Origin of the sequence: Rhizobium sp. NFR07 (assembly GCF_900111905.1) — a bacterium.
Lineage (GTDB): Bacteria > Pseudomonadota > Alphaproteobacteria > Rhizobiales > Rhizobiaceae > Neorhizobium.
The window spans coordinates 15,328-27,794 of sequence record NZ_FOKM01000009.1; the positions used below are offsets into that span (position 1 = coordinate 15,328).

Genomic DNA, 12,467 nt, shown 5'->3' on the forward strand with positions numbered 1-12,467 from the left:
GATCGCCAGGAGTGATGACAACGCCCCTTGCAGATAAGATCAAGACCCTGATCCGCGCCAACGGACCGATCAGCGTCACCGACTATTTCGCGCTGTGCCTCGCCGATCCGGAATACGGCTATTATCGCACCCGCGAGCCCTTCGGCCAGGCCGGCGACTTCATCACGGCGCCGGAGATCAGCCAGTTGTTCGGCGAGATGCTCGGCATCTTCATGGTCCATGCCTGGCAGCAGCACGGCAAGCCGACCGGCGTGCGCCTCGTGGAAGTCGGCCCCGGCCGAGGCACGATGATGGCCGACATGCTGCGCGTCATCAAACGCATCGCGCCTGCCCTGTTCGAAGACCTCGACGTGCATCTGGTGGAAACCAGCGAGCGCCTGCGCGGCGTCCAGCGCATCACGCTCGAAGCCTATTCGACCAAGGTCAGCTGGCACGACAGTTTCGAGGAGATACCGGCAGGTTTCTGCCTGATCGCCGCCAACGAGCTGTTCGACGCCATTCCGATCCGCCAGTTCGTCAAGACGCCGACCGGTTTTCGCGAGCGCCTCGTAGCACTTGGCGCCGATGACGAGCTGACCTTCATCGCCGGCGTCGCAACGGTCGATCCGACGATGCTGCCTGCCCCCGCGGCCGGCATTCCCGACGGCACGATCTTCGAACATGCCCCTGCCCGGCAGGCGGTTATGCAGACGCTCTGCGAACGTCTGCAGCAGCAGGGCGGCACCGCCGTCATCATCGACTATGGTCACATGGTCACCGGCTTCGGCGATACGCTGCAGGCCATCATGAACCACGACTTCGACCCGCCGCTTGCCCATCCGGGCGAGGCGGACCTGACAAGCCATGTGGATTTCGAGGATCTGGCGAAGGTCGCGGTCAGCATCGGCGTCCACCTGAACGGCGGATTGCGCCAGGGCGAATTCCTCTACGGTCTCGGCCTTGCCGAGCGGGCCGCAGCGCTTGCCCGCGACAAGGATCCGGCCGAGCAGCGCCTGATTGCTGCAGCCGTCGACCGGCTTGCCGGTGAAGGCGCCGGCAAGATGGGCGAACTGTTCAAGGTGATCGCCGTCTCCAGCCCCGCACTGAAGCTCATGCCCTTCCGCCCCGTGGAGTGAGAAGCCCGTCGGCGGATTGACAGCAGGAGCCATCTTGCGCCAATCTCCATCACAAGAAACCGAAGCATTCGCGTACATTGCGAAATAATTTCAATGGGATGAACGCCGATGCCGGGACTTGGCCTGCCACAGCCGATTGAGAGCGATTTGCTGAACGAGCGGGCGTCGCCCCGTATCCGGCACGGCTTCTTCACCCGCCAAGGCGGCGTCTCCGAAGGCATCTATGCCGGGCTGAATGTCGGTGTCGGCTCCGATGACGACCGGGAAAAGGTGACGGAGAACCGCTCGCGCGTCGCTGCATGGTTCAGCCTTGGCACTGACAGGCTCAACACCGTCCATCAGATCCACTCTCCTGACGTCGTTGTCGTAGACGCCAGGAGCGCCGGCGGCGAGCGCCCGAAGGCAGATGCGATGGTCACGACAGTTCCTGGCGTGGCGCTCGGCGTCCTGTCGGCCGATTGCGGTCCCGTCCTGTTTGCCGATGCCGAAAACGGTGTCATTGGCGCTGCCCATGCCGGTTGGAAGGGCGCTCTCCATGGCGTGCTGGAGAACACGATCGAGGCAATGGTGACGCTCGGCGCCGACCGCTCGAAGATCACCGCGGTGCTCGGCCCGTCGATCGGACCGAAGAGCTACGAGGTCGGCCCCGAATTTGTCGAAAACTTCAAGATGGTCGATCCGGGCTACGCGATCTTCTTCCGGCCTTCGGAAAAGCCCGGTCATGCGATGTTCGACCTGCCATCCCTGACGATCAAGCGCCTGACCGATGCCGGCATCAATGCCGCCAATCTCGGCCTCGACACCTATTCCGATCCCGACAGGTTCTTCTCCTATCGGCGCACCACCCATGCAAAAGAGCCGGATTACGGCCGCCAGATTTCCGCAATCGCGATCCGGGAGGATTGACATGGCCCTGCACTTCGAACGCGAAGAATATGCCGTCCGCATGAACCGCCTGCTGGCCGCGATGCAGGAGCAGAAGCTCGATGCCGTGCTGCTGTTTGCCCAGGAAAGCATGTACTGGCTGACCGGCTATGACACGTTCGGCTACTGCTTCTTTCAGACCCTGATCGTAAAGGCGGACGGGTCGATGACGCTCCTGACCCGCTCGGCGGACCTTCGCCAGGCGCGCCAGACCTCCATCATCGAGAATATCAGTATCTGGGTGGACCGGCTTAACGCCGACCCGACGCTCGACCTCAAGAACCTTTTGAGCGAGATGGACCTGCTCGGCGCCAAGATCGGAATCGAATACGATACGCATGGCATGACCGGCCGCATCGCCCGCCTGCTCGATCACCAGCTCGCCACCTTCGGTCAGCTGAGCGATGCATCCTACATCGTAAGCGGCCTGCGCCTCGTAAAGAGCCCGGCCGAGGTCGCCCATGCGCGCCGCGCCGCCGAACTCGCGGACGATGCGCTCGACGCCGCTCTTCCGCTGATCAAGCCGGGCGCCGACGAGGCCGATATCCTGGCTGCGATGCAGGGTACGATCCTAGCCGGCGGCGGCGACTATCCCGCAAACGAATTCATCATCGGCTCCGGAGACGACGCGCTCCTCTGCCGTTACAAGGCCGGCCGCCGCAAGCTCGATGCCAATGACCAGCTGACACTCGAATGGGCAGGCGTTTCCGCGCATTATCATGCCGCGATGATGCGCACCGTCATCATCGGCGAACCGAGCTTTCGCCATCGCGAGCTCTACAAGGCGTCCCTTGAGACGATTCAGGCGATCGAAGAGGTATTGCGACCGGGCCATGTCTTTGGCGACGTCTTCGATACCCATGCGCGCATTCTCGACGAGCGCGGCCTCTCCCGTCACCGGCTGAATGCCTGCGGCTATTCGCTCGGCGCCCGCTTCTCGCCATCCTGGATGGAGCACCAGATGTTCCACGTCGGCAACCAGCAGGAAATCCTGCCCGACATGACCCTGTTCGTGCACATGATCATCATGGATTCCGAGACGAATACCGCGATGACGCTCGGCCACACATACCTCACGACAGGCGAGGCACCGGAGCCCCTCTCGCGCCACGGCCTCGACCTCATCGTATGCTGACAACCCGTCACCACCTCGGGCGTCGCGATTGACTCCCATTGAAGGCGACCTCTAAGCTCCCGGCCGGGGCAAGCTGGTCAGGAGACGGATTCGTGCGGCGTTTCGGAAGATTTCACATCGCCGCGCTGCTGATCGTCGGACTTGCCTCCTGCACCACGCCCGATGCGCTGACGCCTCAGGTGGATGTTGGCGGGGGCACGACACGCTCATCCACACCCGTCACCCAAGACGACACCGACCGAATGGCCGGCACCTACGCTCCCCGTACGACCCAGCCGTCTTCGGGCGGTTATGCCAGGCGGCCGCAGAATACGCTGGAGGCACAGGCCCGGGCACTCGATGACGGCAACGCGGTGTCGCCATCATCGTCAGGCCCGCCACCCGACTGGCAGGGCAACGAGAACGAGCCGATACGCTCGCCTGCGGATGAGACGATTGCTTCCGCGGAACCCCAGGTGGCGGCCCAGCCTCCGTCCGGAGGCGGCGGCACGATCCGCTTCCTCCCCATCATCGGCGCCCCCGTTCAGGCCGTCACGCCTCTCTCGCGACAATTGGGCGCAGAGGCCCGCGCAGGCGGCCTGACCATCCGCCCGTCGAGCGACAGCAGTACCGAGCAGATCCTAAAGGGCTATTTCTCCGCCTTTGCCGATGGCAGCAAGGTCACCATCGTCTATGTGTGGGATGTTCTCGACAATGCCGGCGCCCGCCTCCACCGCATGCAGGGCCAGGAAACCCTGCCCGCGCAAGGATCCGATCCATGGGCGGCCGTACCGCCATCCCTCATGCAGCAGATCGCCACGAAGACGATCCGCGGCTATCTCGCATGGCGCCAGACGCAGGCCGGGTGAAGCATCTCCGGCTGCCAAATATGCATCGCAAGTCACAGATCGTTCATAAAAAACGTGGGCAGGTGGGAAATGGCTATTGCATTCGAAACCTGCGGCGGTAAAAGGCGCCCATCCAGCTTCAAAACAGGCGGACCGCAATGAAGGTTTTCGCAGGCAACTCGAACCGGCACTTGGCCGACGCGATCTGCAGTTATCTCAATGTTCCAGTCGGAAAAGCCAGTGTCAGGCGATTTGCAGACCAGGAGATCTTCGTTGAAATCCAGGAGAACGTGCGCGGGGAAGACATTTTTGTCATCCAGTCGACGTCCTTCCCGACCAACGATCACCTGATGGAACTGCTGATCATGACCGACGCGTTCAGACGCGCTTCGGCCAGACGCATCACCGCAGTTCTTCCCTATTTCGGCTACGCAAGGCAGGACCGCAAGGCCGGGCCGCGCACGCCGATTTCGGCCAAGCTCGTCGCCAATCTGATCACCGAGGCAGGCGCCAACCGCGTCATGACGCTCGACCTGCATGCCGACCAGATCCAGGGCTTCTTCGACATTCCGACGGACAACCTCTACGCCGTGCCGATCCTGGCGCGTGACGTGAAGGAAAACTACGAACTCGAAAACGTCATGGTCGTCTCGCCGGACGTCGGCGGCGTGGTTCGTGCCCGCTCACTGGCCAAGCGTCTGGGCTGCCAGCTCGCGATCGTCGACAAGCGCCGCGAACGCGCCGGTGAATCCGAGGTCATGAACGTCATCGGCGACGTGACCGGCAAGGACTGTCTCCTGATCGACGACATCGTCGACTCGGGCGGCACGCTCTGCAACGCCGCCGAGGCCCTGTTGAAGAACGGCGCCACCAGCGTTACCGCCTACATCACCCATGGCGTCCTGTCGGGCGGCGCGGTGACCCGCATCTCCTCGTCGAAGCTGAAAGAACTGGTCATCACCGACTCGATCCAGCCGACGACCGCGGTTCAGTCAGCTCACAATATTCGCGTCATCTCGACTGCGAACCTTCTGGGCGAAGCGATCAACCGCACGGCGATGGAATCCTCGGTCTCCAGCCTGTTCGACTGACCGGCTGGCCAATTCCGCCAAAGTTCCCCATTAGTGCACCGGGCCGGAAGTCGTTTTCGATTTCCGGCCCGATGCTTTAGGGTCACCGTGATCAACCGGGGAGGATTCGCCATGTTTTCAATTACAAGCCAGCGCAACAAGCTGCCGCTTCTCGTTCTGTTGCCGATGCTTTCGGCCTGCGTCGAAGGCGGTCCGCCGTCCGGCCCGGGCGGCTATTATCCACCGCCGCGCCCTCAGCCCGGACCGCAGATGTGCACGATGGACTATCGTCCGGTCTGCGGTGAACGCGGTGGCCGGTTCGAGACTTTCGGCAATTCCTGCCAGGCCGGTGCGCGCGGCTTCCGTGTCGTCAGCTCCGGCGAATGCCGCGGTCCCGGCGGCTACCCGCCTCCGGGCCGCCCCGACAGGCCGGATAGACCCGAATGGGATCGCCCGGGACGTCCGGACCGGCCGGATTGGGACCGCCCCGGAAGACCGAACAGGCCTGATCGCCCGGAACAGGGCTTCTGCACCCGCGAATATCGCCCCGTCTGCGGCCAGAACCGCGGGCGCACCCAGACCTTCCCGAATGCGTGCGAAGCCCGCAATGCCGGTTTCGGCGTGATTTCCTCCGGCGAGTGCCGCCGCAGCTGATCGAAGAAATCGCTGTATGACGCAAAACAAAATGCCGGGATCGCTGTCCCGGCATTTTGCATTCGGCAAAAGCGTTGACTATGTAGATCGCAGATTCAAGGAGCCCCGCATGGCCTCACGCGACCGCTATTCCCGAAAACTCGAATGCTCCCAGTGCGGCCACACCGGCTTTGCCGAGGTTTCGGAAACGGACGACAAACGCGCCGGCAACCGTGACTTCCGCATCGATGAGCTGCCCAAGGGCTTTCACACCGAATTCGCATCGACCGATCCGCGCAAATACATGATCCGCTGCGGCGACTGCGGGTTCAAATTCCGCTTCGAGCAGAAGTCCTATTATGCACCGGGCGGAGAGGCCCGGCGCTAGACGGTTCGGTAGCGGCTGCCGTTTCAGGCGGCAGCGATCACGAGCTGATCGCCGATCGGCATCGGCCGCCCGAGAAGATAACCCTGCGCCTCATGGCAGCCTTCGTCCCGAAGGATCGTAAGCTGGTCGCGGGTTTCAACGCCCTCGGCAAGAACCGGTATCCGAAGCCCCTGCCCCAGAGCAAGGATCGCACGGACCATCGCCTTGGCCTCCTCGCTGCGCTCGACATCGGCGAGGAAGCTGCGGTCGAGCTTGATCTTGTCGAACGGGAACGACTGGAGCGTCTCCAGCGACGAATAGCCTGTGCCGAAATCGTCGATCGCGATCGACACGCCGAGCGCCTTGATCGCCCTGAGCGCATGGAGCGCACGCTGCTTGTCGGCGAAGATCGAGCTTTCGGTGATCTCGAGTTCAAGCCGGCTCGGCTTCAGTCCGGTTTCCAGGAGCACCGAGTGGACGATCGACGGCATGTCCGCATGGGCGATCTGCACCGGTGAAAGGTTCACGGCGACCTTATGCCCGACAGGCCAGGTCGCAGCCTCGCGGCAGGCTTCGCGCAGCACCCACTCGCCGATCGGCAGGATGGCGCCGCATTCTTCCGCCACTCCGATGAAATCGACCGGCGAAACCTGACCGCGCTCCGGGTGCCGCCAGCGCAGCAGCACTTCGTATCCGGTGATCTCACCTGTCGAGATCGACTTCTGCACCTGGTAATGCAGGTGGAACTGCTTGGCTTCGGCGGCTGCCCAGAGGTCCTTTGCCATCTTGGTGCGGTCGCGTGCAGCCTCGTCCATCTCCACGTCGTAGAAGCACACTTCGCGGGAAAGCGACCCCTTGGCGCGGTACATGGCAAGGTCGGCATTGGCGATCAGCGCCTCCGGCGAATTGCCGTCGTTCGGATAGAGCGCCACGCCCATGCTGGCGCCCGGCACCAGTCGGTGACCTTCGACATCCATCGGACGGTTGAATTCAGCCGCCATGCGCTCCAGGAACGCCTGAACGTCCGCAATGTCGCTGTAGCGCATGGCGGCCACGAATTCGTCACCGCCGAAGCGGGCGAACATATCGTTCGGGCCCATCAGCAGCAGCATGCGCCGCGCCATTTCCTTCAGCACTTCGTCGCCGACGGCGTGACCGAGCTGGTCGTTGATCTGCTTGAACTTGTTGAGATCGATGCCGACGACGGCAAGCTGGTCACCACTGTGCCCGGCATGCAGGACTTCACCTTCCAGGTAGCTCATGAAAGCCGCACGATTGGGCAGTTGCGTGAGGCTGTCATGCCTTGCCATGAAAGCGATCTGCTCCTCGGAGCGGACCTGTTCGGTGATGTCTTCGAAGGTCGCGACCCATCCGCCGCCGGGAAGCTCGTTGAGCGCGGTGCGGATCGTGTGGCCGCCATACGTACGATGCAGCAGGCTCTGCGGTCCCGCCTTCATCGCCGCCATGTAGCGTTCATAATGGGCGCGGGCGCGCACGCCGGCATCCTTGGGATCGGGATAGGACATCTCGAAGCCCTTGCGGACGATGTCCCAATAGCTGCGGCCGGGCACCACGAAGCCTTCCGGAAAACTGAACATGTCCCGATAGCGGCCATTGGACAGGATCAGCTTCTCGTCACGGTCGAACAGGCAGATGCCCTGGCTCATGTTTTCCAGCGCCAGATCCAGGTTCTGCGTGATGGCGGCAATGCTGTCGCTGTCTTCCTTCTGCCGCGTGATATCGCGCGTGATCTTGGCGTAGCCGACAAGAATGCCCTCCTCGTCGCGAACCGGCTGGATAACCACATGCGCCCAGAACCAACTGCCGTCCTTGCGGTAGCGCTTGCCCTCGGCATCGAAACGGCCCGTCTCGCGTGCGGTCTTCAGCGCATTCGCGGGCATGCCTGCTGCCTGATCCTCGGCATTATAGAAGCGCGCGAAATTTTGCCCGACGATTTCCTTGGCGGTATAGCCCTTGGCCCGCTCGGCGCCCGCGTTCCAGTTGGTGACGATGCCGTTCGGGTCGAGCATGTAGATGGCATAGTCCGTCACGCCGCGCACGAGGAGCTGGAAATTGCGCTCGGTGGCCCTCGATGACCGGGCAGCCTGGCTCGATATGATGGCGGCGGCAGCACCCGAACCGAGGAGGGAAAGAGAGACGACGATGATCGTCGACAGCATGAGAGGCTTGGAGATCGCGCCGATCTCGATCGTCTCGGAAAGATCCGGAACGAGCTCGACGGCCCCCATTGCGATGAAATGCATGCCGACGATCGCAAGCGACAGCGCAGCCGCAGCCTGGACCACGGTTTTCGCACCCTTTCCAAGGGCGATCAGGAACGCGGCGGGCGCCATGATCACGGCAGCGGCAATGGCGACGATGACCAGCGGCCGGGACCAGGCGATCGCGCCGCCGAACTCGATGGCCGACATACCGGTGAAATGCATGCACGACACGCCGGCGCCGAATACCATGCCGGCAGCAATCGCGCCGGGCCGCGTCGGTGCCGCGACCATCAGGAAGGCGGCAACGAAGGTCGAAATGAATGCCAGCGCAAGCGACGCGAGGGTGAGCGTCAGGTTGAAGCGGAACGACAGGCCGGGATCATAAGCGAGCATGGCGACGAAATGCGTCGACCAGATGCCGAAGCCGCCGGCCCCGCCGGCGACCGCAGCCCAGATCAGCCGCGCGCCCCGACGCGCCTGCTTCGCCCGTCCGATGAACGCGACCGTAGCCAGATTTGCAAGGAAACAGAGTATCCCTGCCACCACCACCAGTGCCAGATCATGCTCATAGGCCAGGCAGGTGAACACACCATACATAAGAACTTACCCCCGAAACTTGATCCTTTTTTAAGGGGCTGCGTCTTTAACAAACTCCATATGACTTATTGAGCCCACGCTTTTTTAGACCTTCACGGCAAAACGTGCTTAATAGTCCCGCAAGGACAGCCTACCCAGAGTAAGCCCTTGAAGACGCCGCACCGAAAGGCTGCGCGGATCCGAGCGTCAGTCAGCTTGACTGAGCCCTTGCCTCACTCCGGCCCTTGTATTATAGGGACCGCGTCCGCACAGACACCCTTGGAGGCAATGCGGATGGAGAGCGTCGTGAGATGCCCTCCGGTTCGAACCGGCAGATGCCGGCAGAACTCTCCAAACAACCTCGAAAGGAAATGCCATGAGCCAGGAAACTTACGTGCTCAAGGCCGAGGCGCGCGAACGGGTCGGTAAGGGGTCCTCCCGTGAACTTCGCCGCAACGGTTTCATTCCTGCAGTCATCTACGGTGACAAGCAGGCTCCTCTGTCGATCGTCCTCAACACCAATGAGGTCACCAAGCGTATCCACGCTGGCGGTTTCATGACGACGGTTGCATCCATCGAACTCGATGGCAAGAAGATCAGCGTCCTGCCGAAGGACTACCAGCTTGATCCGGTCCGCGACTTCACCATGCATGTCGACTTCCTGCGCGTTTCCGCCAAGACGGAAGTCAACGTCGAAGTACCGGTCCACTTCGTCAACGAAGACAAGTCCGCGATCAAGCAGGGCGGCGTCCTGAACATCGTCCGTCATACGGTCGAGCTTCACTGCCCGGCCAACGCCATTCCGGAATTCCTGACCGTTGACCTCGACGGCGCCAAGATCGGCGACAGCCTGCACATTTCGGCTGTCAAGCTGCCGAAGGGTGTTCGCCCGGTCATCACCGACCGCGACTTCACGATCGCAACGATCGTTGCGCCGGCAGCAGGCATTGCCGACGAGGAGGAAACCGCAGCAGAAGCTTCGACTGAAGAATAAGATCTTCAGCAGCATCCGCGATTTGCAGAGCCCGCCCCTTTCGGGGGCGGGCTTTCTTGTTTTCGGGACACCGCATACGCCGCCGGGCGCAGCCCTTAACGATGTATTTGCTTAACCCCATGAGGGAAGTTTAAAGCTTTCGATGGAAGTATGCCCCTCTATTTTGGGGAAATACTTTGATCGCATCTAGGCGAATTGCGGGGAAAACGAATGACTCATTCCGTTGAGAGTCGTTTCATTGCGCTGATTTCTGGCGCGCTTCTTGTCGTCGTTGCACCCCTTTTTACGCTTTTCCTGACATTGTCTTCCCAGCAGGCATCCCAAAGCCTGACCGAACATGTCGATGTCGTACTGACGAGCAATTCGCAGGCGCTCGGCAAGCCCCTCTGGGATCTCGACGTCGACAGCATCGGGCAGGTCGCCCTGATGCTCGTGGCCGATCCGATGATCCATGCCGTCGACATCCGCGATACGACCGGCAAGCTGAGCGTCTTCGAAGGAGACGGCAATCCGAACAATTTCTACGGCTTCGATGCCCGCACCCGGCCGGTGCTCTACAAATCCGTCCAGGGCATTCGCGAGGTGGGAACGCTGACCGTATGGGTGCCCCAGCCGAGCTGGTTTTCCGCCCTTCACCAGATCGAATTCGCTTTCATCTCCATCTTCATCATCGCCATCCTCACCGTGTTCGGTGCCGCCGTCTTCGGCAACAGGATGATGGTCATCAAGCCGCTGATGCGACTGACCGCCGCGATCGAGGCAACCCGCCGGCTCGGCTCGCGCCATCACGTCGACTGGCGCTCCAATGACGAGATGGGAAGGCTGGCCAAGAGCTACAACGAAATGCAGGCCCTGCTGGAGCGTGAGGAACGCGAGCTGAAGCGGGCACATGAACAATCGGTCGAGATCTACAATCTCACGCCCGCCATGCTCTTCTCGCTGACGACCAGCGACACGATCGCCGCGGTCAGCGACTACTGGCTGCTTGCCAGCGGCTATTGCCGGGAAGAAGTGATCGGCCGTCCATTCTCCGAACTGCTTTGCCCGGCGGATCGAGCCACCTTCGAAGGACGTCGCCCGGGCGGTGATGCCGAAAGCTCACCACTGGAGATCACCGTGCGCTTCCTGCGCGGCGACGGCAGCGTCATGGATGTGCTGATTGCGGAAGCGGAGCTTGCGGGCGTCAGTGGCCATCTGACGGGCTCCCTGAGCGTCATGACCGACGTCACGCAGTTGAAGCAATCCGAACTGCGCAATCGCCAGCAGGCGATCTCGGACCATCTGACCGGCCTCCTGAACAGACAGGGCTTTGAAGGCGCGCTCGACCTCAAGATCGTCGATGCCGACCGTCAGCGAACCAAGCTCGCCTGCCTTTTCGTCGATCTCGATCGCTTCAAGTCCATCAACGACAATCATGGCCATGCTGCGGGCGACACCGTTCTTTGCGAATTCGTGGCCCGCCTTCAGCCAATGCTGCACGAGGACGACCGTGCATCGCGTCTCGGAGGCGATGAATTTGCGATCCTGCTCGCAGGCGACGATGTCGAGGCAAGGAGCGAGGCGCTCTGCCGGAAGATCGTGGACATGCTCGAGGTACCGTTCCACCTTGCCGGTGCGACCGTGAGGCTCAGCGCCAGCGTCGGCGTCGCCTTCTATCCCCAGCATGCGTCGAGCGCAGCGGAACTTCTGCAGAAATCCGACCTTGCCATGTATGCCCGAAAACGCGACGGCAAGAACGGCACGCAGGTCTATAACGCGGCCATCCTCGACCGCACGCGCGAGCGTGCCGAGATCGAGAGCGACATCGAGTTCGGTATCGCGGGCAACTGGTTCGAGGCGCATTTCCAGCCGATCGTGGAAATCACCACCGGCCGAACAATGGGTTTCGAAGCGCTCATGCGCATGCGCCATCCGCGTAAGGGTCTTATGTCGCCCGGTCCGCTGGTCAGCGTGGCAGAAGAGATCAGCAGCATCATAGAGATCGGCAATCTGATCCTTGAGGACGCACTGGCAAATCTTGCCCGGACATCCCGCCTTCCGGGCCTGTCGGAGGCCTATGTTGCGGTGAACTTTTCGCCGCGCCAGTTCCAGGCGGGGCTGCCGACCCGTCTGGCCTCGCTTCTCGCACGCCACGGCATCAGGCCATCGCGCCTGGTGGTCGAGATCACCGAGGCCGTGCTGATGCACGACGACCCTGAAATCCGGCGCATCCTCGACGAGATCCATTCCTTCGGCTGCCGCATCGCGCTGGACGATTTCGGCACCGGCTATTCCTCGCTCAGTTACCTCAACCGCTTCCCCGTCGACATCGTGAAGATCGACCAGTCTTTCGTGCAGTCGCTGATCGGCCGGGAGCCGGATGTGGAGCGCAAGAGCCGGATGTTGATCGAGGGCATCACCACCATCTCGCACAAGATGAACTGCGCCGTCGTTGCCGAAGGCGTCGAGACGCGTCAGCAACAATTGCAATTGATGCAGATGGGCGTCGACTGCGCCCAGGGCTATTATTTCGCCAAGCCCCAGGGCATCAAGGACCTCCTGGCCAACCTGTCTTCACGGCCGGATGAAGCGTCCCTCGCAAGCTGATATGCCTTGAACCAC

Annotated in this window: 10 protein-coding genes; 9 read left to right on the forward strand and 1 reads right to left on the reverse strand. The window is 62.0% G+C overall.

Translation table 11 applies throughout. The features are described 5' to 3' along the window. Positions 1-14: 14 nt before the first annotated feature. From BM216_RS18950 to BM216_RS18980, 7 genes are all read left to right on the forward strand, one after another. Positions 15-1,115: a class I SAM-dependent methyltransferase gene (locus tag BM216_RS18950; protein ID WP_093000774.1), complete on the forward strand. Its 1,101-nt coding sequence runs from the start codon at positions 15-17 to the stop codon at positions 1,113-1,115. Between the two features lie 108 nt (positions 1,116-1,223). Further along, on the forward strand, positions 1,224-2,021 hold the full coding sequence (pgeF, locus tag BM216_RS18955) for a peptidoglycan editing factor PgeF (RefSeq protein WP_093000775.1): 798 nt from the start codon (positions 1,224-1,226) through the stop codon (positions 2,019-2,021). A gap of 1 nt (position 2,022) precedes the next feature. Beyond that, a complete protein-coding gene (locus BM216_RS18960; RefSeq protein ID WP_093000776.1) occupies positions 2,023-3,174 on the forward strand; it encodes a M24 family metallopeptidase in 1,152 nt (383 codons plus the stop codon). A gap of 92 nt (positions 3,175-3,266) precedes the next feature. Continuing rightward, on the forward strand, positions 3,267-4,022 hold the full coding sequence (locus BM216_RS18965) for a hypothetical protein (RefSeq protein ID WP_093000777.1): 756 nt from the start codon (positions 3,267-3,269) through the stop codon (positions 4,020-4,022). A 137-nt stretch (positions 4,023-4,159) separates the two neighbouring features. Continuing rightward, positions 4,160-5,092 (forward strand): ribose-phosphate pyrophosphokinase, encoded by a 933-nt coding sequence (locus BM216_RS18970; protein WP_093000778.1) that lies wholly within the window; start codon positions 4,160-4,162, stop codon positions 5,090-5,092. Between the two features lie 111 nt (positions 5,093-5,203). After that, on the forward strand, positions 5,204-5,725 hold the full coding sequence (locus BM216_RS18975; RefSeq protein ID WP_093000779.1) for a Kazal-type serine protease inhibitor family protein: 522 nt from the start codon (positions 5,204-5,206) through the stop codon (positions 5,723-5,725). 109 nt (positions 5,726-5,834) lie between these two features. Then, positions 5,835-6,092, forward strand: a complete 258-nt coding sequence (locus BM216_RS18980) for a hypothetical protein (RefSeq protein ID WP_093000996.1) — start codon at positions 5,835-5,837, stop codon at positions 6,090-6,092. Positions 6,093-6,115: 23 nt separating this feature from the next. On the opposite strand, the gene BM216_RS18985 is transcribed toward BM216_RS18980, so the two are convergent. Next, complete coding sequence (locus tag BM216_RS18985; RefSeq protein ID WP_093000780.1) at positions 6,116-8,893, reverse strand: bifunctional diguanylate cyclase/phosphodiesterase; 2,778 nt, start codon at positions 8,891-8,893, stop codon at positions 6,116-6,118. Between the two features lie 355 nt (positions 8,894-9,248). On the opposite strand from BM216_RS18985, the gene BM216_RS18990 reads away from it, so the two are divergent. Both BM216_RS18990 and BM216_RS18995 read left to right on the forward strand, forming a co-directional pair. Beyond that, complete coding sequence (locus BM216_RS18990) at positions 9,249-9,866, forward strand: 50S ribosomal protein L25/general stress protein Ctc (RefSeq protein WP_093000781.1); 618 nt, start codon at positions 9,249-9,251, stop codon at positions 9,864-9,866. Positions 9,867-10,076: 210 nt separating this feature from the next. After that, positions 10,077-12,452 carry a putative bifunctional diguanylate cyclase/phosphodiesterase gene (locus tag BM216_RS18995; RefSeq protein ID WP_093000782.1) on the forward strand — a complete coding sequence of 792 codons (2,376 nt, stop codon included), beginning with the start codon at positions 10,077-10,079 and terminating at the stop codon, positions 12,450-12,452. The last annotated feature ends 15 nt before the right edge of the window (positions 12,453-12,467 follow it).